Raw genomic sequence first — 23,290 nt, 5'->3', positions numbered from 1 at the left:
CGCGGGCACGCGCCGAGGGGCGGGTCCGGCTGCCCGGAACCGCCCCTCGCCGTCGTACCGATCCGGCGTCAGCCCTGCGGCGGCTCGAACTTCAGCGTGCGCCGCATCCCGGCGGCGCGGCCCTTGGCCGAGATGACCAGGGCCATCTTGCGCGAGGCCTCGTCGATCATCTCGTCGCCGAGCATCGCGGCGCCCTTCATCCCGCCCTCGGCGGAGGTGCACCAGTCGTACGCGTCGAGGATCATCTCGGCGTGGTCGTAGTCGGCCTGGGTGGGCTGGTACAGCTCGTTCGCGGCGTCGATCTGGCCGGGGTGCAGCACCCACTTGCCGTCGAAGCCCAGCGCGGCCGAGCGGCCGGCCACCCGACGGAAGCCCTCGACGTCCTTGATCTGGAGGTAGGGGCCGTCGATCGCCTGGAGGTCGTTGGCCCGCGCGGCCATCAGGATGCGCATCAGGATGTAGTGGTACGCGTCGCCCGTGTCGTAGCCCGGCGGCTGCTCGCCGACCACCAGGGACTTCATGTTGATCGACGCCATGAAGTCGGCCGGGCCGAAGATGATCGTCTCCACCCGGGGCGACGCGGCGGCGATCTCGTCGACGTTGACCAGGCCGCGGGCGTTCTCGATCTGCGCCTCGATGCCGATCCGGCCGACCTCTAGGCCGACCGTCTTCTCGATCTGGGTGAGCAGCAGGTCCAACGCCTTGACCTGGCCCGCGTCCTGCACCTTGGGCAGCATGATCGCGTCGAGGTTGGCTCCCGCGCCCTCGACCACGGTGACCACGTCGCGGTAGGTCCAGTGGGTGGTCCAGTCGTTGACCCGCACGACGCGGATCCGGTCCCCCCAGTCGCCGTTGTTCAGCGCGTCGACGATGGTGTGCCGCGCGCCCTCCTTCGCGAGCGGGGCGCAGGCGTCCTCCAGGTCGAGGAACACCTGGTCGACCGGGAGCCCCTGCGCCTTCTCGATGAAGCGCGGGTTGCTGCCGGGTACGGCCATACAGGAACGGCGGGAACGCAAGCTACGCGATGTGGCGGCCATGTCTCTGGTCCTCCCAGTGCTGCGGATCGTGCGGTCAGGTTACCGACGGGTCACCCGAAAGGGACTATGAGGTGGCGCACGTTCGGGGCCCGCGCGTTGTGGGACGCTGTGGCGCATGACGGACACCGACGGCACGCCCGAAGGCGCCCCGCTCGAAGCGGCGACACCGCTCGAGGAGGCGGCGCTGCTCGAAGAAGCCGCGAAGAAGTCCGGCCTCCTGTGGCTCACCGTCTCCCCCGCCCCGGCCCGCCCCGTCTGGCACGTGTGGCTCGACGGCGCATCGTGGCTGGTGACCGCCCGCGAGCCCGGCGCGGTGGAGCAGTTCGTGCCCGGCCTGGCCGCCGCCGCGACCGTGCTGGTGGACGTGCGCAGCAAGGACAAGGGCGGCCGACTGCCGGGCTGGACCGCGCGGGTCGCCGTGGTCGCGCCCGGCGACCCGACCTACGAGCCGGCCGTACTCGCCCTGCACGCCGCCCGGTTGAACGCGCCCGACGGCGAGGAGCAGCCCGCCCGCTGGGCCCGGGAGTGCGATCTGGTCCGGCTCACCCCCACCGGGCCCGCCCGCGCGCTGCCCCACGACGCCGGCCGCGCGGTGCCGATCGGCTCACCCGCGGTGACCCGGGGCGCGTCCCCGCTCAACTGGTCGATCGGCCGACTGCGCCGGCGCGACTGAGCCCGCGCCGACACCTCGGGCGCGCCTCAGGAGAACAGCACCGGGTCGTTCCTCAGGCCCGGCGGCACCGGCGGCTTGGACGTGCGCCCGATGTCGGGTCGGCGGGTGCTGCCGGACGAGCCCGTGGCGGGCGCTCCGGTCGACGGACGCCCGGTCGAGCCGCCGGTGCCGGCGGAGGAGCCGTTGCTGCCGCTCGTCGACCGCCCCGGCGTGGTCAGGTCCTTGTCCACCACGTCCTTGGGCTCCGGCGCGTGCACGTCGACCCGCTCGCCGTAGGCGAGGAAGTCGAACGCGCCGGCCCGGCGCGCGTCGGCGGCGGACTCCATGCGCAGCAGGTACGGGGCGCCCTCGGTGGCCACCCAGATGATGCCGCCCGCGCCCGGCGTGCGGTTCTCCAGGGCGATCGCCCGGTGTCCGTTGACCTGCTTGACCGCGCCCTTCTCCAGCTTGCCCGGCTTGCCCATCAGCTTGTTGGTCAGCCGCTCGACGTAGGTGTTCTCGACGATGCCGCCGTACTTCTTGTCGCCGGAGGGCACCTGGACGAACTTGTCGTGGTTGGCCACCTCCGTGGTGGCGCCGTCGACCTTGGACCAGAACTTCGCGTCGCCCCGGAACCAGACCTGGTTCTGCACCCGGGTGATGTACGCGGTCGTGTTGTCCTCGACGATCCGGCCCTCGCTGCCGGTGCTGGTGAAGCGCATGTCCACGCTGAACGGCTTGGCCGGCTTGCCCGCCGTGCCCGGGACGGCCGACTCCCCCCTCACGTGTACCGACTTGGCGGCGGCCGTCGCGGCCTGGGCCCGCTGCAGGATCGCCGCCGGGTCGAGCCCGTCCACCTGGTTGCCCAGCGGAGCGCCCGCCGTCGGCTCGTCCACCGGCGCCTGCCACGAGCGGTGCGCGGGCCGTCCCGGACTGCACCCGGCGACCAGCACCGTGACCGATACCGCCGCCGTCGCCACCACGAAGCCGCGTCGCACGTGATCCATCGCCTGGTTCCCTCGTCGTTCGATGTCTCGTAGGTTTCGCCGACCGCCTCGACGCCCCTCCGCGTCGTCGTGCTTCCGCGTCGTGCTCCCGGAAACGGTATCCCGGAGCCCGCGCGGCCGGGCTCAGTCGGTGCCCGGCACCGGCCCGCCGGGCTTGTCCGTGGGCCTGCCGGTCGGCTTGCCCGACGGGTCCTTGCCGTCGGTCAGCGTGCCGTAGTCCAGCACCTCGTCGGCATGGGGCAGCACCAACGGGAAGTCCTGGTCGTATTCGAACAGTTCGAGCGCGCCGCCGCTCGGCGAAGGAATGTACTTGAGCGGGTACGGCGTCCCGTTCAGCGCCACCCGCAACTCGCCGCCGCGCCCGCGATCGGCCACCACCTTGAGCGTTTCGACGCCCCGCACCTTTTCCCGGCCGTCCTTCTTGAGTTTGCCGTTGAGCCGGATCAGATCGGTGATCATGTCCTGCATCCGGGTGAAGCCGGACAGTCGCGCGTAACTGGGGTCGGAGGCGGGCACCTTGACGAACTTGTCCCGCAACGCCTGCGCCGACTGCTCGACGTCCGCCCCGCCGCGCCCGTCCCGGCCCTGGTACAGCCGGGCGTCGCCGCGGACGTACAGGTCCTGGCCGATCCGCAGCAGTTCGATGGTGCTGTCGGCGGTGACCACGGTGCCCACCCCGCCGTCGCGCTTGAGTCGCAGGTCGATCCTGAACTGCTGGGTCTGGATCTTCCACACCCCCTGCACGTGCACCGCCCCGGCCCCGGCCGCCGCCGCCTTGGCCTTGCCGGTGATGGCGTCCGCGGACTCCGAACCGAGCCCGGTGTCCGCCTTCGAACACGCCGTGCCGGCGAGCACGCAGGCGGTCAGGAGGGCGATCGTGGTCTTCGACTGAGGCAAGCGCACGGGCGGCACTGTACTGAGCCGGGCGCGAGGTGTCGTGATCATGCCCACCTTCACCGGTAGCCTGACCGACTGGGATGCCCCCGGCACGACCGGGCACACACATCGGCGGCGCGGCACATCGGCGGCGGACATCGGCAACGGAGGGACCACGGCATGGGTGCGTCATCCGGGCGGGTGTTCATCTCGCACCTCGCCGGCGTGGCCGTGTTCGATCCCAACGGCGACCACGTCGGCCGGCTGCGCGACGTCGTCGTCATGCTGCGTACCGCCCAACTGCCCCCGCGTGTGCTCGGCCTGGTCGTCGAGGTGGCCACCCGACGCCGGATCTTCGTCCCGATGACCCGGGTGACCAGCGTGGAGACCGGCGAGGTGATCACCACCGGGCTGGTCAACATGCGCCGTTTCGAGCAACGACCGAGCGAGACGCTGGTGCTCGCCGAGATGCTGGACCGTCGGGTGGCGCTGGCCGAGAACGACGAGTCGGTCACCGTCCTCGACGTGGCGATGGCGCTCGGACGCGGGCGCGACTGGCTGATCTCCAAACTCTTCGTACAAAAGGGCGGCACCTCGGCGCTGCGCCGCAGACGCGGCGAGACGATCACCGTCGACTGGAACGCGGTGGTCGGCTTCGAGCGCCCCGAGGACCAGCAGGGCGCGGCCAACCTGCTCGCCACGTTCGAGCAGTTGCGCCCCGCCGACCTGGCCAACGTGCTGCACAACCTGTCCGCCAAACGTCGGGCCGAGGTGGCCGCGGCGCTGGACGACGACCGGCTCGCCGACGTGCTGGAGGAGTTGCCCGAGGACGACCAGGTGGAGATCCTGGGCCAGCTCCAGGAGGAGCGCGCGGCCGACGTGCTGGAGGCGATGGACCCCGACGACGCCGCCGACCTGATCTCCGAGTTGCCCGAGGACACCGCGGAGCGCCTGCTCGGTCTGATGGAGCCGGAGGAGGCCGAGGACGTGCGCCGGCTGCTGACCTACGTCGAGGACACCGCCGGCGGCATGATGACCACCGAGCCGATCGTGCTGGAGCCGGGCGCCACCATCGCCGAGGCGCTGGCGCAGGTGCGCAACGCCGACCTGTCGCCGGCGCTGGCCAGTCAGGTCTACGTGTGCCGGCCGCCGACCGAGACGCCGACCGGCAAGTATCTGGGCACGGTGCACTTCCAGCGGCTGCTGCGCGACCCGCCGTTCACCCTGGTCGGCGCGGTCCTGGACACCGACCTGATGCCGCTGCGGCCGGACACCCCGCTCGCCGAGGTGACCAGCTTCCTGGCCGCCTACAACATGGTCGCCGCGCCCGTGGTGGACGAGGACGACCACCTGCTCGGCGCGGTCACCGTCGACGACGTGCTCGACCACCTGCTGCCCGAGGACTGGCGCGAGGGCTCGATACACGGAGACGGGAGTGTCCGCCGTGGCACGTGAGAGCACGAGCACCGACAAGCGGCGTCGTCCGCGCCTGGATCAACCGCGCGCTCCGGGGCGCCGCCCGCTGCTGCCCGCGTACGACCCGGAGGCGTTCGGCCGGTTCTCCGAGCGGATCGCCCGCTTCCTGGGCACCGGCCGGTTCCTGGTCTACATGACCGCCACGGTGATCGTGTGGATCGGCTGGAACATCTTCGTGCCGCCGGCGCTGCGCTTCGACGAGTATCCGTTCATCTTCCTGACCCTGGCGCTGTCCCTCCAGGCGTCGTACGCGGCGCCGCTGATCCTGCTCGCGCAAAATCGCCAGGACGACCGGGACCGGGTCAACCTGGAGCAGGACCGGGCCCGCAACGAGCGCAACATCGCCGACACCGAGTATCTGACCCGCGAGGTCGCGGCGCTGCGGATCGCCCTCGGCGAGGTCGCCACGCGCGACTTCCTGCGCTCGGAACTGCAGTCCATGCTCAAGGAGTTGGACGAGCGTCGGGAGACGGACGGCTGGCTGATGGGCCGCGAGGTCACCGACGCGCACCCGGGCCGGGGGCCGCGCCCGCCGGAGTCCGAGTAGCCCCGACCGTCTTATACATATGTATCAGTCATCCGTATAAGACATCCGTCTAGGACGGCGCTACCATCGGGTCATGGGACATCGCGAAGACCTGCTGGCCGGAGCCAAACGTTGCCTGTACGAGAAGGGCTACATGCGCACCACCGCGCGCGACATCGTCGCCGCGTCGGGAACCAACCTGGGCTCGATCGGTTACCACTACGGCTCGAAGGACGCGCTCATGCAGCAGGCGCTCCTGGAGTCGATCGAGGGGTGGGGCGAGGAGTTGTCCGGTGCGCTGGCCGAGGCGGTCGGGGACCGGGCCGCGCCGCCGGAGCGGTTCGAGGCGATCTGGACCCGGGTGATCGACCTGATGGAGTCGCACCGGATGATGTGGGCCGCCAACTTCGAGATCCTGGCCTACCTCGACGAGTTGCCGGAGATCCGCAAGGTGCTCGCGGCGGCGCAGGACGAGGGTCGCTCCGGCCTCGCCTCGATCTTCCTGGGCCTGCCCGAGGAGGGCAACGAGCACCTGACCGGCACGGTCGGGGCGCTGTGTCAGGCGCTGCTCGTGGGTGTGGTCGGGCAGTGGATGCTCGACCCGGACAACGCCCCCACCGGGCGCGACCTCGCCGAGGGCATGCGGGTGCTCATGGGCGCGCGGCCGGCCGGCTGAACCACCTCGACGAGAGCACCACGTGGGCCAGGACCCCCGCGATCAACCCCCAGAACGCGGAGCCGACGCCCTGGATGGTCACCCCCGAGGCGGTGGCCAGGAAGGTGATCAGCGCCGCCTCCCGGTGCTCGTCGTCGGCCATCGCACCGGTCAGCCCGCTCGCCAGCGCGCCGAACAGGGCGACCCCCGCGACCGCGGCGACCAGTTCCCTGGGCAGGCCCGCGAACACCGCGACCAGGGTCGACCCGAACATCCCGACGACCAGGTAGAACACGCCACACGCGACCCCCGCGACATAACGCCTGCGGGGGTCGCGGTGCGCCTCGGGTCCGGTACAGATCGCCGCGGTGATCGCGGCCAGGTTGATCGCGTGCGACCCGAACGGCGCGAGCAGCGTGGACACCGCGCCGGTGGAGCCGATCAGCACCCGGTCGTCGGGCCGGTAGCCGGAGGCGGCCAGCACCCCCATCCCGGGCGCGTTCTGCGAGGCGAGCGTGGCCACCAGGAGCGGCACGGTGATCCCGATCAGCGCGGGTACGGACAGGTGCGGCGTGGTCCACACCGGCCGGGCGATCTCGAACGAGTCCACGTGTACGCGCAACCGCGACCCGGCCGCCGCGCAGCCCACCCCGACCACCAGCGCGACGAGCACCGCGTAGCGCGGCACGAAGCGCTTGGCCACCAGGTAGCCGAGCAGCACCCCGCCGCCGATCCACGGCGCCGTGCGCACCGAGGTGAACACCCCGGTGCCGAACGAGAACAGGATCCCGGCGAGCATCGCGGAGACCACCGCGCTCGGTACCTTGCGGATCAACCGGCCGAACACGCCGGTCACCCCGATCACGGTGATCAGCACGCCGGTGACCACGAACGCGCCGATCGCCTCGGGATACGCGTACGAGCCCAGACTGGTCACCAGGAGCGCGGCGCCCGGGGTGGACCACGCGGTGACGATCGGCATCCGGGTGTACAGGCTCAGGCCCAGGCAGGTCAGCCCGCTGCCGATGGACAGCGCCCACACCCACGAGCCGGTCCGCGCCGGGCTCAGGCCCGCGCCGTCGGCGGCGGACAACACGATCACCAGCGGCCCCGAGTAGGAGACCAGCACCGCGATCAGGCCGGCGAGCACCGCCGACAGGGAGGCGTCGCGCCACAGGTTGGGCCGGCTCGCCGGCGCCGCGGCCTCGGCGTCCGCGTCGGTGTCCGTCGTGGTTCGGATGGTCACCGCGCGCCCGCCTCGTGGTCAGTCGTGGTCGTAGACGGTGACCGGGACACCGCGCCCGCTCAACCGTTCGAGGATGAGCGGCTCCACCCTGCCCCAGGTGCCCCCGGCCAGACCACAGCCAATCCGCGGCATGTGGACCGACGCGCCGAGTTCGAGCACCCGCTCGCCGAGGGTGCCCAGGGCCCGGTCGATCGCGTCGTAGCGCACCGGCGGACCCTTGCTGCCGGTACGGGTGCCGTGCTGACCGATCAGGTTGGCCACCCACACGTAGGGGTCCACCCGGATCAGCCGCACCGCGCCGAGCCCGAAGTCGTTGTCCGCCCGCTCGCGATACCAGCGCCGGTAGTCGGCCTCCGGCTCCGGCCACCGCTTGGACAGCGCGAGCACGAAGCCCTTGCCCCAGCCGCCCCGGTCGTTGCACACGTGCGCGATGACCTTGACGCCCTTGCCCAGCGGCGTGGTCGCATCGCCCCGGACGTACCCGATCGTCTCCACCCCCGGCACGGTAGCCGGCCGCACCGACACGCCGGTATCGGTTTACGGGTGGGCGCGCGGGCCGTCGGACAGGCCCCCGGCGAGCCCGAACAGCCGCGCCGCGTTGTCGTGGCAGACCGCACGCAGCCAGTCGTCGCCGAGGTCGACCCGGGTGAGCGCGGCGAGCGCGTCGGCGTAGCCGTAGGGGATGTTCGGGAAGTCGCTGCCCCACAGGATGCGATCCGCCGCGTCGAGCAGTCGGGGCCGGTCCGCCGGCGGGAACGGGGCGGCGGCCTCGACGAATTCGGTGAACGCCATCGTGGTGTCCAGGTGCACCCTCGGGTAGCGCTCCGCCAGGTCCAGGAACGCGCCGTACTCCGGCATCCCCATGTGCGCGACGATCAGCGCCAGCCGCGGATGCCGGGCCAGCACCCGGGCGATCGGCTCCGGCCCGGTGTGCGCCCCGGGCACCGGCCCGGACCCGCAGTGCGCGACCACCGGCACCCCGGCGTCGGCGAGCGTGCCCCACACGTCGTCCAGGAGCGGATCGGTCGGATCCCAGCCGCCGACCTGGACGTGCGCCTTGAACACCACCGCGCCCGCGTCGATCGCCTCGCGCACGTACTTGGCCGCGTCGGGTTCGGCGAAGAACGTCGCCGTGTGCAGACAGTCGGGGGTCCGGGCGGCGAACTCGCGGGACCACGCGTTCAGCCACGCGGCCATCGCCGGCTTGTGCGGGTACAACATCGACGTGAACGCCGAGACACCGAAGCCGCGCAGCGTGGCGACCCGCGCGTCCTCGTCCAGGCGGTAGGTGATCGGCCACGGCCGGCCGATCAGCGGACCGGCCGCGTCGAAGTACGCCCACACCTTGTCGAGCACCTGTTTGGGCATGAAGTGCGTGTGCACGTCGATCAGCGTCGTCAGGCCCAGGGCCCGGCGGAACTCCGCCACTCGTGTGCGCTCGGCCGACATCGTCACGCGGCCACCTCCCCGTCGGTTCGCAGCCCCCGCTCCGGGCCCGGATCCCGATGCTCGCAAAGGATTCCGGCGCGAGGGTCGTAAGCTCACGGTATGGCTTCTGCAACCCTGCCCTCGGCGGACGACGTCCAGGATGCCCTGGCGACCGTCCAGGACCCCGAGATCCACCGGCCCATCACCGAACTGGGCATGGTCAAATCCGTCGAGATCCTGGCCGACGGTCGGATCGAGGTCGCGGTCTATCTGACGGTCAGCGGCTGTCCGATGCGCGAGACGATCATCAGCCGGGTGGAGACCGCCGTGGCCGCGCTGCCCGGGGTGACCTCGGTCGGCGTCGAACTCGACGTGATGAGCGACACGCAGCGCAAGGAGCTGGCGAACCACCTGCGCGGCGGGCAGGCCGAGCGCGAGGTGCCGTTCGCCAAGCCCGGCTCGCTGACCCGGGTCTACGCGGTGGCCTCCGGCAAGGGCGGCGTCGGCAAGTCCTCGGTCACGGTGAACCTGGCCGCGGCGATGGTCGGGCAGGGCCTGAAGGTCGGCGTGGTGGACGCGGACATCTACGGCCACTCGGTGCCGCGCATGCTCGGCGCCGAGGGCAAGCCCACCCAGGTCGAGAACATGATCATGCCGCCGTCGGCGCTGGGCGTGAAGGTCATCTCGATCGGCATGTTCACCCCCGGCAACACGCCGGTGGTCTGGCGCGGGCCGATGTTGCACCGCGCGCTCCAGCAGTTCCTGGCCGACGTCTACTGGGGCGACCTCGACGTCCTGCTCCTCGACCTCCCCCCGGGCACCGGCGACATCGCCATCTCGGTCGCCCAGTTGGTGCCCAACGCGGAGATCCTGGTGGTGACCACGCCGCAGCAGGCCGCCGCCGAGGTGGCCGAGCGGGCCGGCACGATCGCGGTCGAGACCCGCCAGACGATCGCCGGCGTGATCGAGAACATGTCCGGGCTGCCCTGCCCGCACTGCGGCGAGATGGTCGACGTGTTCGGCTCCGGCGGCGGACAGCGCGTCGCCGACGGGCTCTCCGCGGCCACCGGCACGAAGGTCCCGCTGCTCGGCTCGATCCCGATCGACACCCGGCTGCGCGAGGGCGGCGACACCGGCCGCCCGGTCGTGGTCGACGCGCCCGACTCGCCCGCCGCCGTCGCGCTCGCCGCGGTCGCGGCCAAGCTCGGCGGTCGCGAGCGCGGCCTGTCCGGCCTCCAACTCGGCCTGACCCCGCTGCGCAACTTCTAGGGCGTGCCCCGCCGGGGCCCCGGCGCCGGGCCGGGTCTCGGCGTGCCGATCCCGGGGGCACGCCCGCCCGGTTCGGCGCGTCCGTGACCCCGGGGCCGGCGCCGGGCGCTCACACGTCCGGCGTCGCGTACGTGCGCAGGTCCACCGAGCGGGACAGGCCCAGGCCGTACGCGCTCGCGCCCCGGCCGTACACCCCCAGGTACACCCCCGCGCTCTCGCCCGCGAGCACCCAGCCGTACGCCGACTCCCGGTAGCGGAACCGCGCCGGCACCCCGTCGACCGGGATCGCCAGGTCCGTCCACCCCGGCCCGGGGAGATTGTCGGACAGGTCCCACGCGATGTTCGTCTGCTGATCCAGCCACTCCGCACGGGTCGCGCGGTCCAACTGCCACGGCCAACTGTCCGCGAGCAACGCCACCCCTGCGAGTGACGCCGCGCTCGCCTTCGAGGTGGCCTCCATCTGCCCCGTGCCGTCGCCGGCCGGCCGCTTCGGCCGCTGCGGGACGGTCACCACGGACACGAACCGGCGGGGCGTGGGATCGCCGGGCCGGCGGCTGGGCAGGTCCCCGTGGCCCAGCGTGCCGTACTCGATCGTGCCCCGGCCCCGGCACACCGAGGACAACCAACGCCGCCCGTTCCAGCCCTCGTCCAGGCCGTACCAGGGGAAGTCCGCGCCCAGGTATTCCGCCAGCAGATCGGGCCTGCCGGCCCCGTCGGCGGGCAACGCCTCACCCGCGTGGCTGATTGTGTCCATGCTCCGCCTCAGGTCCTCTCGCGCGGCGCGACGGCGCCGCGCCGGCTGCCTCGGTCTGCCATGTCGGGCGGCCACTCCCCCGAACGATTCCGGGTGGACGAGCCGTGCGATACATGTATCCGCCGAGTCACCGGCCACACACCGCCCGTGTACTCCGGCTCCATAGTGCCCGAACGCGCGGGTGCTCCGAGGCCGTCTCCGGCGCCGCCCGGCCGGAATCCGGGCCGCGAAATCCCCTGCCGGGGACGAGCGGATCGACCCTCAGGTGGCGTCGGCGTCGTACGGCGGACGCTCGCCGGGCTCGACCCGGGCGGCACCGCCGTTCTTGTGCAGCGAGGTCTTCGGCGCGGACGACTGCCCGGCCGCCGGACGGTGGGAGGTGTCGGGCACGTCCGGTTCGAAGAGATTGCCGCTCGCCAGGCCCTTGATGTCCTCGAAGTCCTTGCCGAGCGAGTCGCGCAACTCCCGGATGCCCAGATCGTCGTCGCCGTCGCCCATCAGGTTCTTGCGGACGAAGGTCTTCGGGTTCAGGTCCTCCAGGTGCATGTCCTGGAACTCCGGGCCCAGTTCCTTCTTCAGGTCCGCACGGGCCCCGGAGGAGAACTCGCGGAACTTGCGAATGGTGCGGGCCACGTCGCCGATCATCTTCGGCAGCTTCTCGGGACCGAAGATGACGATCGCGAGGATGACGAGCGCGACCATCTCGGGTGCACCGACGTCGAACACCTGGACTCCACGAGATTGCGCGAGGGGGTTCGGTCGGGCGACCGAACCCCCTCAGAGTAGTCGTCGACCCCCCGAACGGAAGGTCGCGGGCGGCACCGAACCGGTCGCTTGGCGCCTATTGGCAAAAGTTGTGATCACCCGGCCATGTGTACGTCATGTCCGAGTCATCCTGCTTGGCGGCCGACCGGCCCCTCGGGGTCGGCCGGCCCGCGGTCGGCCCGCCTCCGGGTCAGCCCGCCTCGAGCGTCATCTCGACCGAGCGCTCCGCGCCGTCGCGCTCGATGGTGAGCTTGACCACGCCGCCCGGCGCCTTGGACCGGATCGCCACGATCAACTCGTTCGCGTCGTGCACCCGGCGGCCGTCGATCGCCTTGATCACGTCGCCCGGCTTGAGCCCGGCCCGCTCGGCGGGTCCGCCCGGACGCACCGGCGGCGTGCCCTTGACGTCCTCCGACGCGATCCGGGCACCGTCGCCCGTGTAGGCGACGTCGAGCGAGACGCCGATCACCGGATGCGAGGCCTTGCCGGTGTCGATCAACTGCTGCGCGACCCGGCGCGCCTGGTTGATCGGGATCGCGAAGCCGAGGCCGATGCTGCCCGACTCCTGCTGCGCCCCGAACGGATTGCCCTGGCCACCGCCGCCGGCCGAGCGGATCGCCGAGTTGATCCCGATCACCGAACCCGCCGCGTCGATCAGCGGGCCGCCCGAGTTGCCGGGGTTGATCGGCGCGTCGGTCTGCAACGCGCTGATGTAGGAGACGTCGCTGCCGGAGGAACCGGCGCTGACCGCGCGGTCCTTGGCGCTGATGATCCCGGAGGTGACCGTGCCCTCCAGGTTGAACGGCGCGCCGATGGCGATCACCGGGTCGCCGACCTGCACGCCGTCGGAGTTGCCCAGCGGCAGCGGGTGCAGCCCCTGGACGCCGGACACCCGGATCACCGCGAGGTCGTAGCCCGCGTCCCGACCGACCAGGGTCGCGGTGGTGCGCTGCCCGTCGTTGAACGTCACCGTGATCGTGCCGCCGGACGCGGCCGAGTCCACGACGTGGTTGTTGGTCAGGATGTCGCCGGCGGTGTCCAGCACGAAGCCGGTGCCGGTGGCCTCGCCGCGACCGGTCTTGGCGTGGATGTACACCACGCCGGGCAGCGTGCGGTCCGCGAGGCCGGCGATGGTGTCCTTGCCCCGGGCCGGACCGCTCTGCGGCGGGTCGCCCAGGCGGATCCTGGTGTCGTGCCGATCGGCGATCCAGGCCCCGATCCCGCCGCCGATCAACCCGGCCACGAGCGCGAGGGCCGCGGCCCACACCACCAGCCGACGCCCGTAGCGCCGACCCAGGTCCTCCGTGGGCCCGCCCGCCCCGGTCATGTCCCCGGGGACCGCGTAGCCGTACGGCACGGCCTGATAGGGCGCGTAGCCGGTCTGCGGGGCATACGAGGGGTACGGCCCGTAGGGCCCGTAACCCGGATGCGCGGCGCCGGCCGGCACACCGTAGGGACCGGGCTGCCCGTGCTGCCCGTGCTGCGCCGGATATCCCGGCCACTGCCCGGTCGGCTGCTGCGGAGGCGGCCCGGCGGGCGGCGGTTGCGGGGGCGGGGGCGGGGCGAAGGGGTCGTAGCCGGGATCGTCCGCGACCGGCAACTCGGCGGTGCCGTGCACCACGGGCACCTCGGCGGTCACCGCGTCCCGGACATCGGGCGTCGGCGCCCCGAACGCGTCGGGCTCGGCGGCGGGATCGGCCGGCGGCGGCTCGACGGCCGCACCCGCCGGCACGTCCTTGGCCAACGACGTCCGCGCGGGAAACGCGGCGGGCTCGGCATCGGCCGCGTCGGGACGCCCCGACTCGGCGAAGCCATCGCCGGCCGCGTGCGAACCGCCCGGCGCGGCGGGGCCTTCGGTGGTCGCGTCCCGGTGGCCGGGCTCGCCGGCCGCGTCCCCGCGACCCGGCTCGGCGCCCGCGTCCGAAGCCCGCGAGTCGTCCCCGGCGGCGGCCTCCGCCCCCGACACGGGCCGAATCTCGGTGGGCGGCTCCTCGTCCGCCGCATGGCCGGAAGCCGCGGAGCCCGAAGTCGCGCCGTCGGGTGTGTCCTCTCCGGGGTCCGTCGACACCCGCGGGCCGCCGGGCGGGAAGGCCGCCGGCTCCTCGCCGTGGTCGTGCTCGGGTGCCGGTCCGGCCGGCGCGTCGTCGCCTCGCGGCGGCTCCGCTCCCCCACGGCCGTATGCGTCGCTCATCGTGTGCCTTCCTACCGCTCCCGGTGTGCCGGGGCATCCGCTGCTTCTCCGGCCCGGCCACAGTCTTGCGCGTGCCGCTCGCCGGCGTCCGGGCGGCAGCGGATACCCGTCACATCCGGCGCGCGAACCCGCCCGAAAGCACCGCGCCCGCGCGGATCCGCGCGGGCGCCCCGAACCCGGCGCATCGACGCACGGGGCCGGGTGTACGGGCCCGCACCCTAGGGCGTGGCCTCGATCGTGTGGACGGGCACCGTCAGGGACGCCCCCGCGAGCACCGGCTCGGAGCGTTTGGCCGACTTGCCCGCGGGCAGCGCGGTGGTACTCGCGGCCTGCTCCACCAGGTAGCGCTCGACGGCCGGGGCCGCGGGTCGGCCCTCGGTGCCGCCGCTGGTCCCGCCCGGCACGAAGGCGCTGCTCAGCGCGACGGCCATCATCGAGAACGCGCCCGCCGCCGCGAACGTCAACCGGCGCCGGCTCACCGGCGGGCGCACCCGCTCGGGCATGTTGCCGGGCCGGCCCGCCCGCGGGCCGGTCGACCGCGAACGTGCGCGGGTCGAGCCCGTCGGTCGCCCGGCGGCCGGGAACATGAATCGATCGCCGCCCGCGGGCGGCGCGGGCGGCTCCTCGGCGGATTCCCCGAGCGCGAGCAGCCGCGCCATCAGGTCCTCGGAGGGGCCGGGTTGGCGCGCGTTGCCGAGCAGCTGCTTCACCTGGCGCTGCTCCTCGGCCTCCACGCGACAGTCCGCGCATTCGGCGAGGTGCGCCAGCACCTTCTCGCGGGCCTCATGGCCCAGTTCGCCGTCCACATAGGCGGCGAGTTTGTCGTCGGGGTGGCTCATGTCCCCACCTCGCATGTCACACATCGGGTCGCGGCGCGCCCCAGCCGTGTGGCACTCACTACCCCCCTGCCCAAGCGGTCGCCGGGCTCACTGCTCACGGTCCCTCATCTCCGCACCGTGGTCCGGACCTCCGCAGCCGTCTCCTGGCCTGCCTTGTTCCGGGGAGCACGATGCCGCAGCGCCGCACGGAGCTGGGACCGGCCGCGGTGGATGCGGCTGCGCACGGTCCCGAGTTTCACTCCGAGCGTGGTGGCGATCTCCTCGTACGACAGGCCCTCGATGTCACACAGTACGACCGCGGCGCGGAACTCCGGCGCGAGCGCGTCCAGCGCCTGCTGGACGTCCGCGTCCAGGTGGGCGTCGTCGTATGCCTGCGCGGGCGAGAGCTCACGACCGGCGAGGCGTTCGCCCGCGTCGTCGCCCAGACCCTCGAAGCGGATGCGCTGACGGCGCCGAACCATGTCGAGGAAAAGGTTCGTGGTGATGCGGTGCAGCCAACCCTCGAACGTGCCGGGCGTGTAGCTCGACAACGATCGGAACACTCGGACGAACACCTCTTGGGTGATGTCGTCCGCGTCGTGCGGGTTGCCACTGAGGCGGTAGGCGAGCCGATACACCCGCGCGGAGTGGGTGCGGACGATGTCCTCCCACGTCGGCGGGACCCATTCGGCCTGGGCTGGGCTGCTGGTTGCGTTTGCGGCTTCGGCCACGTGATCCGGCATCGGCGACGGCTCGCGAGTACAGGATTGTTCCCCGCGACGGTCGACCACTGCCACACCTCCTCTTCCGAGTAGCGCAACCACCATAAGCGTCCTGCCTGTTAAGCCCGGATAAGGGCGCCGAGCCCCGGTCCGACCCAACCTCTGGTGCCGCGAGACCACGAGCCTCGTGTTCACCTGTCTTCCGGGGGGCCAACGAACCACATCGGTGCGGGGTTCCCTTGTCGGACGCTTCGGGTTGGGGGGGAGGGGGTGGGTGGGGTGGGCGTGGCGGCAGGGGGTGGGTGGGGGCGGTCGCGACCGCGGCGCGGGGACGGGCACGGTCGCGACCGCGGCGCGGGGACGGGCACGGTCGCGACCGCGGCGCGGGGACGGGCACGGACGCGACCGCGGCGCGGGGACGGACACCGACACGACCACCGCACGGGGACGGACACCGACACGACCACCGCACGGGGACGGACACCGACACGACCACCGCACGGGGACGGACACCGACACGACCACGGCGTTGCTTTTTATTGGGCGCTCCGCGCCGGCTCGCGAGGGGCCGCTTTTTTCTCTCCCCCGCTTCGCTCCTCCGAGAAAAAAGCGGCCCCTCGCTCGGGGCTGTGCGCCCCTCCGCTTCGCTCCGGGTCACCCAGCCCAAACTCTGCGGCTCCGCCGCTCTCCGCGCTGCGCGCGTCGATCACCACGGTGAGCCCGGGTCGGGGGCGCTGACGCGCCCGGGCGTGGCGCGTCCCGTGTTTCGGGGTGGCCTGAGGCGGGGGCGCTGACGCGCCTGGGGGTGGCGCGTGCCGTGGTTCGGGGTGGGTGGCCTGAGGTGGGGGCGCTGACGCGCCTGGGGGTGGCGCGTGCTGTGGTTCGGGGTGGGTGGGCTGGGGTGGGGGCGCTGACGTGCCCGGGGGTGGGGCGTCTCGTGGTTTGGGGTGGGGTTGGGTGATTGGGTGGCGCTCCGCGGGCGGTGGGGGGAGGCCTCGGTAATACCCTTGCGCTCAGGTGGCCGACCCGTCCCGATCGCGAGCGGGCGGCCGGGACAGAGGAGGAAGCCATTTCCGGCAATCGCCAGGCGAGCTGGGCGTTCGCGGAAGAGTACGTCGGCGAGGACGCCGTCCTCGCGGGCGCCCGCGCCCGCGCCCGGGAAGTCGGCGTGCTCCCGATAGGTCCCGGCGGCGGCGCCGCGCTGCGCTTCCTCGCCGCCGCGGTCGAGGCCAAGGCGGTCGCCGAGATCGGGACCGGGACGGGGGTGTCCGGCCTCTACCTGCTGCGTGGCATGCGCTCCGACGGGGTGCTCACCACGGTCGACGCCGATCCCGAGAACCAGCGGCTCGCCAAGGAGACCTTCACCGAGGCGGGCTTTCCCAGCGGGCGCGCCAGGTTCATCCCGGGCCGGGCCCTGGAGGTGCTGCCCCGGCTCGCCGACGGCGGCTACGACCTGGTGTTCTGCGACGGGGACAAGCTCGAATACCTGGACTACCTCGCCGAGGCGCTGCGGTTGTTGCGGCCCGGCGGCGTGGTCTGCTTCGACAACGCGCTGCTGCGCGACCGGGTGGCCGATCCGGCGCACCGCGACGCGGAGACCGCCGCCGTGCGCGACGTGTTGCGGGTGATCCGTGAGCACGAGTCGCTGGTGCCGGCGCTGCTCCCGGTCGGCGACGGCCTGCTGTGCGCGGCTCGGCGGGGCTGAAGCCGGGCCGACATCCGGCCCGACCGGGAATGCCGACGGCCCCGGTACGAACATGAGTCTCCATGTCCGTGCCGGGGCCGTCGCATCACGACTTTCGTCGAGGGCGTCGCCCCAGGGGGTCAGCCCACGGCGTTCTTCAGCGCCTCGCTCAGGGCGCCGGCCTCATCGGCCGACAGCTCGACCACGAGCCGTCCACCGCCCTCAAGCGGAACGCGCATGACGATGCCCCGCCCTTCCTTGGTCACCTCGAGCGGGCCGTCGCCCGTCCGCGGCTTCATGGCCGCCATGCTCGTTCCCCTTCCTGCATATCGACGCACCGGTGCTCAAACCGGCCACCGGTCTTCGAGAGCATTGATCAGGGACCATTATCCCGCATCGAACGGTGGGGTGAGCAACATCGGGTCCCGTCGACCTCTCCGACCCCGTCCGTACGGCGCGGAATGGGATGGTCCGTCCCGGCTCGGAAATGTAGCTGACGGTCCGTCAGGGGCGGGACGGGGCCCGGATCCGGCTTCCGGCATGCTGTGCACATCCCACCTGCGGCGATGTATGTGATGTGGAGGCAAGTCATGACCGACAAGGCCGAGATTGTGCGGTACGACCTCGCCGACGGAGTCGCGACCGTCACGCTGAACCGGCCCGAGGCGATGAACTCGCTCGACGAGCCGACCAAGATCGCGTTGCGCGACGCGGTCCTGCGCGCCGCCGAGGATCCGGCGGTCCGGGCGGTGCTGTTGACCGGCAGCGGTCGGGCGTTTTGCGCCGGCCAGGACCTGAAGGCGCACATCCGTCAGCTGGAGACCGGCCCCGAGGCCACCTTCGCGACCGTGCGCGAGCACTACAACCCGCTCGTGACGGCGCTGGCGACGATGGCCAAGCCGGTGGTCGCGGCGGTCAACGGGGTCGCCGCCGGGGCCGGCGCGGCGATCGCCTGGGCCTGCGACTTCCGGATCATGGCGGACACGGCCGGCTTCAACACCGCCTTCGCGGGGGTCGCGCTGACCGCCGACTCGGGCGCGTCCTGGACGCTGCCGCGCCTGGTCGGCCAGGCGCGGGCGGTCGAACTGCTGATGTTGCCCCGCACGATCAAGGCCGCCGAGGCGCTGGAACTGGGCCTGGCCCACCGAGTGGTCCCGGCCGAGGAGGTCCTCGACACCGCCCGCGACCTGGCCCACCGCCTGGCCGAGGGCCCGACCGTGGCCCTGGCCGCCCTCAAGGAATCGGTCGCCTACGGCGCCTCCCACTCCCTGATCGACACCCTGGCCAAGGAGGACGAACTCCAACTGCGAGCAGGCGCCTCCGAGGACCACCGCATCGCGGTGGCCGCCTTCGTGGCCAAGCAGAAGCCCACCTTCCTCGGCCGCTGAACCCCACCACCACCCGGCCCGGCGGACCCGCCGGGTCGGGGCGGGTCAGCGGGAGACGCAGGCCTTGAGGTGGTCGTTGACCAGGCCGCAGGCCTGCATCATCGCGTAGGCCGTGGTCGGGCCGACGAAGCGGAAACCCTTGCGCTTGAGTTCCTTGGCCAGGGCGGTGGACTCGTCGGTGACCGCCGGTACGTCCGAGAGGGCCTCGGGGACCTTCCGGCGGCCCGAGGGTGCGAAGGACCATATGAGGGCGTCCAGACCGCCCTGGAGGGCCTGTGCCGCGTGTGCGTTGGCGATGGCGGCGTCGATCTTCGCCCGATTGCGGATGATGCCCTCGTCGGCGAGCAGCCGCGCGCGGTCCGTGTCGTCGAAGGCCGCCACCCGCGCGATGGAGAAGTCGGCGAAGGCGGTCCGGAAGCCCTCGCGCCGACGCAGGATGGTCAACCACGACAGACCGGACTGGAACGCCTCCAGACACAGCCGCTCGAACAGCCGGTCCTCACCGTGCACCGCGACACCCCATTCGGTGTCGTGGTACGCCCGGTAGTCCTCGGGACCGGTGGCGCCCCACGGGCAGCGCAGCCGTCCGTCCGGCCCCGGGACGGGACCACCGACGACGGCGGGGGCGGCGGCGGTCATGACTTCGGGTCGCCCTTCGCCTCGTCGCCCTCGCTCGCCGCGCCGCCCCTGCTCGCCTCGCCGTCCTCGCTCGCTGCGTCGCCCTCGCTCGCTGCGCCGTCCTTCGGCTCGTCCTTCGCCTCGTCCACAGCGGCCTCGGGCGCCGGCTCCCCCGCCGACTCGTCCGCGTTCGAGGCCGGCGTCTCGTCCGCGTCGACGGCCGGTTCGACGCGCGGCTCGGCGGACTCGGCGTCGACCGGTGTCGAGCCCGCGGCCTCGGCCCGCTCCGGCTTCTCCAGCGACAGCGTGGTGCCCGAGCCGCGCGGCGAGGGGGCGTGCCCGCTCGCGCCGAACGCGCTCGCCCCGGCGGCGCCCACGCCCGCCATCGCCGACGCGACGCCGACCGGCGTGGTGCCGGCGACCTTGTACTCGAGTTCCAGGATGCGCGCGTCGCGCGCCGCGAGTTCGCCGGTGAGCCGGTCCAGGACCAGGTCCACCTCGCTCATCCGGTAGCCCCGGAAGACCACCGGGAAGCGGATGTGGTCGACGTCGGCGCTCGTGAGCGGGCGGTCGCCGGGCATCCGCAGCTCGGGCTGTTCGCGGTAGGCGTCGGGAAGGGAGCCACCCGCCCCGAGCACGACCGCGGCGATCACGAGGACCACCCCGATCACCACGACAAGCTGGATCCAGAACACGGACGGCTCCCCTTCGACGGTGGTGCAGGCGCTGGAACGGTGTCGGCTCCGGGCCGTTTCGGGAAGCCCCCGGCTCGTCGCACGGGACGATCGTGCCACGATCAGGGGGTCAGGTGGCACGTGCAGGGTGTGGGCGGAGGTCGACGGGGTGACGACGCTGAGGCTGGGACGACGAGAGTTCGAGGGGGACGAGTTGGTGATCATGGCGATCATCAATCGGACACCGGACTCGTTTTTCGACAAGGGCGCGACGTTCGACGATCGACCCGCCCTGGACGCGGTCGCCCGCGCGATCGACGAGGGCGCGGGAATCGTGGACATCGGGGGCGTGAAGGCCGGTCCGGGGGCCGAGGTGGACGTCACGGAGGAGATCCGCCGGACGGTGTCCTTCGTGGCCGAGGTGCGCCGCCGCCACTCCGACGTGGTGATCAGCGTGGACACGTGGCGCCACGAGGTCGCCGAGGCGGTCTGCGACGCGGGCGCCGACCTGCTCAACGACGCGTGGGGCGGGGTGGATCCCAAGCTGGCCGAGGTGGCCGCGAAATTCGACGCGGGCATCGTGTGCACGCACGCCGGCCGGGCGCAGCCGCGCACCCGGCCGCACCGGATCGGCTACGTCGACGTGATGGCCGACATCCTGGACGTCACGGTGGGCCTGGCCGAGCGCGCCGCGCGGCTCGGCGTGCGCCGGGACGCGATCCTGATCGACCCGGGGCACGACTTCGGCAAGAACACCCGGCACTCGTTGGAGGCCACCCGCCGACTCGGCGAGATGGTCGACACGGGGTGGCCGGTCCTGGTCTCGCTGTCCAACAAGGACTTCGTCGGCGAGACGCTGGACAAGCCGGTGAACGAGCGGCTGCTCGGCACCCTGGCCACCACCGCGGTCAGCGCGTGGCTCGGGGCCCGGGTGTACCGCGCGCACCAGGTGGCGGAGACCCGCCAGGTGCTCGACATGGTGTCCTCGATCCACGGCACCCGGCAGCCCGCCGTGGCCCGTCGCGCCCTGGCCTGACGGGCCCGGGGCGGGTCTTCGAGCCCCCGATCGAAGACCCCGCCCCCAGGTGCCCTCGCGCGCTCCCCGGAGAACGCCTTTCGGCGCCCGCCCCCACCGCGAAGGTGGGCGCGGACGCCGAAAAGTGGGCTTCGACGGCGGCGACGGCCGGCGAATCCGTGCCTCAGCAGCGCTTCCAGGGACCCTGGATCGCGAACATCGTGCCCGGGGTCTGCACGTTCGCGAACAGCGTGCGGCCGTCCTCGGAGAAGATCGGGCCGGTGAACTCGCTGTCGCCGTCCACGTCGTTGCGGGCGACCGGGTAGGTCTTGCCGTCGTCGGTCGCGCCGAGCAGGTGCTGCACGCCCTCGCCGTCCTCGGCGATGATCACGCCGCCGTACGGCGAGACGCTGATGTTGTCCGGGCCGTCGTACGGACCGTCCACGTCCGGCGTGGTGTTGACGCCGAAGCGCAGCTTCAGGGTCAGCCGGCCGCGACGCGGGTCGTAGAACCAGATCTGCCCGTCGTGCGGGGTGCCCGGGCTCTCCTTGCGGGCGAAGCTGCAGACCACGTACGCGCCGCCGTCGCCCCACCAGATGCCCTCGATCTTGCGACCGCGGGTGATGTCGGTGTTCTGGAACTGCTTGCGGATCGAGGTGGTGCGCGCGTCGCGCTCCTGCACGGTGACCCAGTTCACGGCGTAGGTGGTGCCCACCTCGGTCGCGCGGGACAGGTCGTCCACGTGCTTGCCGCTCGCGTCCACGCAGCGCATCGCCGCGAGGGTGCCCGCGTCGTCGGCCAGCTTGCGCAGCCGGCCGCGCCCGCCGTCCCAGTGGCGCGGGGGCTCCCAGCGGTAGAACAGCCCGTTCGGGTTGCTCGCGTCCTCGGTCAGGTACAGGTGGCCGCGGCGCGGGTCCACCGCGACCGCCTCGTGGGCGAACCGGCCGAGCGCCTTGATCGGCTTCGGGTCGCGGTTGGCGCGGCGGTCGTAGGGGTCGACCTCGAAGACGTAGCCGTGGTCCTTGGTGGCGCTGCCCTGACCGGCCAGCTGCTCGGTCTCCTCGCAGGTCAGCCAGGTGTCCCAGGGGGTCACGCCGCCCGCGCAGTTGGTCGCGGTGCCGGCCACGCCGACGTACTCGCGGATGCGCCTGCCGTAACGGTTCACCTCGACCACGGTGCAGCCGCCGGCCAGGCCCTCGTCGTAGACCAGGCCCGCGAGGTGCGGCACCGGCAGCGGGGTGTCCTTGAGCGAGCCGCCGAGCTCGTGGTTGTTCACCAGGACCGTGCCGCCGCCGCGCAGCTTGAACGCGCCGGTGCCGTCGTGGTTGCTCGGGGTGGCCTCGCCCGACTCCAGCTTGGTGACACCGGCCTCGGTGACTATCTGGTACGAGAAGCCCTTGGGCAGCGCCAGCCGCCCGGCGGGGTCGTCCACCAGCGGACCGTAGCCGACGCGGGCCGGCGGGCGCCGGTCGCCCGGGCGGGACGAGGCCGAGGCGTTGGGCGCCAGCAGCATGCCGGTGCTGCCGATGAGGGCGACACCGGCACCGGTGGTGGCGGTGCGACCGAGGAAACCCCTACGGGACAGCGACATCTGGTTTTCTCCTGTGACAGGCGGGAGATATCGGGACGCCCCTACGCTTTCGCCCGTCGGTGTCGTCCGCGTGAACACGACGGGGCTCCCGCATGCCCGTCAGGTGGCAATCGACCCGCCGGCGGCGCGTCCTTCGGCGGCGGCCTTGTCCGCGCGTGCCTCGGCCTCCAGTTTCGAGCACTCCAGGTCGGCGTCGCGGATGATGCGCACCGCCTCGTCCACGTCGTCGGTGATCCGGATCAGGTCCAGGTCGGCGGGCGACGCCTTGCCCTGGGCGATCACCACGTCGCGCACCCAGTCGACGAGGCCGGTCCAGTAGTCGCGGCCGATCAGCACCACCGGGAAGTGCGTGACCTTGCCGGTCTGCACCAGGGTGAGCGCCTCGAACAACTCGTCCAGCGTGCCGATCCCGCCGGGCAGCACGATGAAGCCCTGCGCGTACTTGACGAACATCGTCTTGCGCGCGAAGAAGTAGCGGAAGGTGATGCCGCGGTCCACGTACGGATTCAGCCCGGACTCGAACGGCAGCTTGATGCCGACGCCCACCGACTGCCCGCCGGCGTCCCGGGCGCCCTTGTTGGCCGCCTCCATCGCGCCGGGGCCACCGCCGGTGATCACCGCGTAGCCGGCCTCGGCGAGGGCCCGCCCGACACGTTCGCCGGTGCGGTACTCGGCCGAGCCCGGCTTGGTCCGGGCCGAGCCGAACACGCTGACCGCGCGGCCGAGGTCGGCGAGCATGCCGAACCCGTCCACGAACTCGGTCTGGATCCGCAGTACCCGCCACGCCTCGGTGCCGAGGTGCCCCATGCCGGGATGTTGTTCCTCCACCTCGCTGGGCGAGGCGAACTCGGGTGGCTCCTCCGGAGCGAATCGCGCGTCCATCCGGCCACCCTGCCAC

Annotated in this window: 24 protein-coding genes; 8 read left to right on the top strand and 16 right to left on the bottom strand. The window is 72.5% G+C overall.

What is annotated here, in order from left to right:
• Positions 1-68: 68 nt before the first annotated feature.
• Positions 69-1,037: an HpcH/HpaI aldolase/citrate lyase family protein gene (locus tag EMA17_RS45595; RefSeq protein WP_126643111.1), complete on the bottom strand. Its 969-nt coding sequence runs from the start codon at positions 1,035-1,037 to the stop codon at positions 69-71.
• A 115-nt stretch (positions 1,038-1,152) separates the two neighbouring features.
• On the opposite strand from EMA17_RS45595, the gene EMA17_RS45590 reads away from it, so the two are divergent.
• Entirely contained in the window at positions 1,153-1,710 is a 558-nt protein-coding gene (locus tag EMA17_RS45590) for a hypothetical protein (RefSeq protein ID WP_246127315.1), read from the top strand.
• 26 nt (positions 1,711-1,736) lie between these two features.
• On the opposite strand, the gene EMA17_RS45585 is transcribed toward EMA17_RS45590, so the two are convergent.
• Positions 1,737-2,696 (bottom strand): hypothetical protein, encoded by a 960-nt coding sequence (locus EMA17_RS45585; protein ID WP_126643110.1) that lies wholly within the window; start codon positions 2,694-2,696, stop codon positions 1,737-1,739.
• A gap of 123 nt (positions 2,697-2,819) precedes the next feature.
• Positions 2,820-3,599 carry a hypothetical protein gene (locus EMA17_RS45580; protein ID WP_126643109.1) on the bottom strand — a complete coding sequence of 260 codons (780 nt, stop codon included), beginning with the start codon at positions 3,597-3,599 and terminating at the stop codon, positions 2,820-2,822.
• Between the two features lie 153 nt (positions 3,600-3,752).
• Here EMA17_RS45580 and EMA17_RS45575 point away from each other — a divergent pair, with 153 nt between their 5' ends.
• From EMA17_RS45575 to EMA17_RS45565, 3 genes are all read left to right on the top strand, one after another.
• Positions 3,753-5,027: a magnesium transporter MgtE N-terminal domain-containing protein gene (locus EMA17_RS45575; RefSeq protein WP_126643108.1), complete on the top strand. Its 1,275-nt coding sequence runs from the start codon at positions 3,753-3,755 to the stop codon at positions 5,025-5,027.
• Positions 5,017-5,595, top strand: a complete 579-nt coding sequence (locus tag EMA17_RS45570; RefSeq protein ID WP_126643107.1) for a DUF1003 domain-containing protein — start codon at positions 5,017-5,019, stop codon at positions 5,593-5,595. Before EMA17_RS45575 ends, EMA17_RS45570 begins: the two co-directional genes overlap by 11 nt.
• Before the next feature lie 73 nt (positions 5,596-5,668).
• Positions 5,669-6,250: a TetR/AcrR family transcriptional regulator gene (locus tag EMA17_RS45565; RefSeq protein WP_126643106.1), complete on the top strand. Its 582-nt coding sequence runs from the start codon at positions 5,669-5,671 to the stop codon at positions 6,248-6,250.
• Here the strand turns inward: EMA17_RS45565 and EMA17_RS45560 are convergent.
• From EMA17_RS45560 to EMA17_RS45550, 3 genes are read right to left on the bottom strand one after another with little or no spacing between them, the layout of a single operon-like run.
• Entirely contained in the window at positions 6,225-7,475 is a 1,251-nt protein-coding gene (locus tag EMA17_RS45560) for a benzoate/H(+) symporter BenE family transporter (protein ID WP_126643105.1), read from the bottom strand. The two genes, EMA17_RS45565 and EMA17_RS45560, sit on opposite strands and share 26 nt — an antisense overlap.
• A gap of 18 nt (positions 7,476-7,493) precedes the next feature.
• Positions 7,494-7,970, bottom strand: a complete 477-nt coding sequence (locus EMA17_RS45555; protein ID WP_126643104.1) for a macro domain-containing protein — start codon at positions 7,968-7,970, stop codon at positions 7,494-7,496.
• Between the two features lie 42 nt (positions 7,971-8,012).
• Entirely contained in the window at positions 8,013-8,924 is a 912-nt protein-coding gene (locus tag EMA17_RS45550) for an amidohydrolase family protein (protein ID WP_126643148.1), read from the bottom strand.
• A gap of 99 nt (positions 8,925-9,023) precedes the next feature.
• On the opposite strand from EMA17_RS45550, the gene EMA17_RS45545 reads away from it, so the two are divergent.
• On the top strand, positions 9,024-10,172 hold the full coding sequence (locus EMA17_RS45545; protein WP_371863198.1) for an Mrp/NBP35 family ATP-binding protein: 1,149 nt from the start codon (positions 9,024-9,026) through the stop codon (positions 10,170-10,172).
• 109 nt (positions 10,173-10,281) lie between these two features.
• Here EMA17_RS45545 and EMA17_RS45540 read toward each other — a convergent pair whose 3' ends face one another.
• The 5 genes from EMA17_RS45540 to sigE all read right to left on the bottom strand — a co-directional run bounded on the left by EMA17_RS45540 (position 10,282) and on the right by sigE (position 15,443).
• Positions 10,282-10,926: a hypothetical protein gene (locus tag EMA17_RS45540; protein WP_126643103.1), complete on the bottom strand. Its 645-nt coding sequence runs from the start codon at positions 10,924-10,926 to the stop codon at positions 10,282-10,284.
• 261 nt (positions 10,927-11,187) lie between these two features.
• A complete protein-coding gene (locus EMA17_RS45535; RefSeq protein ID WP_246127319.1) occupies positions 11,188-11,628 on the bottom strand; it encodes a Sec-independent protein translocase subunit TatB in 441 nt (146 codons plus the stop codon).
• A gap of 253 nt (positions 11,629-11,881) precedes the next feature.
• Positions 11,882-13,882: a trypsin-like peptidase domain-containing protein gene (locus EMA17_RS45530; protein WP_126643101.1), complete on the bottom strand. Its 2,001-nt coding sequence runs from the start codon at positions 13,880-13,882 to the stop codon at positions 11,882-11,884.
• 218 nt (positions 13,883-14,100) lie between these two features.
• A complete protein-coding gene (locus EMA17_RS45525; RefSeq protein WP_160161804.1) occupies positions 14,101-14,721 on the bottom strand; it encodes an anti-sigma factor family protein in 621 nt (206 codons plus the stop codon).
• A 104-nt stretch (positions 14,722-14,825) separates the two neighbouring features.
• A complete protein-coding gene (gene sigE, locus EMA17_RS45520; RefSeq protein WP_101897113.1) occupies positions 14,826-15,443 on the bottom strand; it encodes an RNA polymerase sigma factor SigE in 618 nt (205 codons plus the stop codon).
• A 1,048-nt stretch (positions 15,444-16,491) separates the two neighbouring features.
• Between sigE and EMA17_RS45515 the strand changes: the two genes are divergently transcribed.
• On the top strand, positions 16,492-17,127 hold the full coding sequence (locus EMA17_RS45515; RefSeq protein ID WP_078979442.1) for an O-methyltransferase: 636 nt from the start codon (positions 16,492-16,494) through the stop codon (positions 17,125-17,127).
• Between the two features lie 119 nt (positions 17,128-17,246).
• Here the strand turns inward: EMA17_RS45515 and EMA17_RS45510 are convergent, their stop codons facing one another.
• Positions 17,247-17,414 (bottom strand): DUF3117 domain-containing protein, encoded by a 168-nt coding sequence (locus tag EMA17_RS45510; RefSeq protein ID WP_078976897.1) that lies wholly within the window; start codon positions 17,412-17,414, stop codon positions 17,247-17,249.
• Positions 17,415-17,696: 282 nt separating this feature from the next.
• Here EMA17_RS45510 and EMA17_RS45505 point away from each other — a divergent pair, with 282 nt between their 5' ends.
• Positions 17,697-18,494 (top strand): enoyl-CoA hydratase/isomerase family protein, encoded by a 798-nt coding sequence (locus tag EMA17_RS45505; RefSeq protein WP_126643099.1) that lies wholly within the window; start codon positions 17,697-17,699, stop codon positions 18,492-18,494.
• A 45-nt stretch (positions 18,495-18,539) separates the two neighbouring features.
• Here the strand turns inward: EMA17_RS45505 and EMA17_RS45500 are convergent, their stop codons facing one another.
• Both EMA17_RS45500 and EMA17_RS45495 read right to left on the bottom strand, forming a co-directional pair.
• Positions 18,540-19,133: a DNA-3-methyladenine glycosylase I gene (locus EMA17_RS45500; RefSeq protein WP_126643098.1), complete on the bottom strand. Its 594-nt coding sequence runs from the start codon at positions 19,131-19,133 to the stop codon at positions 18,540-18,542.
• Positions 19,130-19,807 (bottom strand): DivIVA domain-containing protein, encoded by a 678-nt coding sequence (locus tag EMA17_RS45495; protein WP_160161803.1) that lies wholly within the window; start codon positions 19,805-19,807, stop codon positions 19,130-19,132. The genes EMA17_RS45500 and EMA17_RS45495 overlap by 4 nt, the downstream gene beginning before the upstream one ends.
• Positions 19,808-20,009: 202 nt before the next feature.
• On the opposite strand from EMA17_RS45495, the gene folP reads away from it, so the two are divergent.
• Positions 20,010-20,822, top strand: coding sequence for a dihydropteroate synthase (gene folP, locus EMA17_RS45490; protein WP_170222364.1), 813 nt, complete (start codon positions 20,010-20,012; stop codon positions 20,820-20,822).
• A 163-nt stretch (positions 20,823-20,985) separates the two neighbouring features.
• Here the strand turns inward: folP and EMA17_RS45485 are convergent, their stop codons facing one another.
• On the bottom strand, positions 20,986-22,392 hold the full coding sequence (locus EMA17_RS45485) for an alkaline phosphatase PhoX (RefSeq protein ID WP_126643095.1): 1,407 nt from the start codon (positions 22,390-22,392) through the stop codon (positions 20,986-20,988).
• Between the two features lie 99 nt (positions 22,393-22,491).
• On the bottom strand, positions 22,492-23,274 hold the full coding sequence (locus EMA17_RS45480) for an LOG family protein (protein WP_126643094.1): 783 nt from the start codon (positions 23,272-23,274) through the stop codon (positions 22,492-22,494).
• Positions 23,275-23,290 lie beyond the last annotated feature (16 nt).

The organism is Embleya hyalina, from assembly GCF_003967355.1.
Classification (GTDB): Bacteria; Actinomycetota; Actinomycetes; order Streptomycetales; family Streptomycetaceae; genus Embleya; species Embleya hyalina.
The sequence above is the reverse complement of the archived record's forward strand: the minus strand, read 5'-3'. Positions and strand labels throughout refer to the sequence as shown.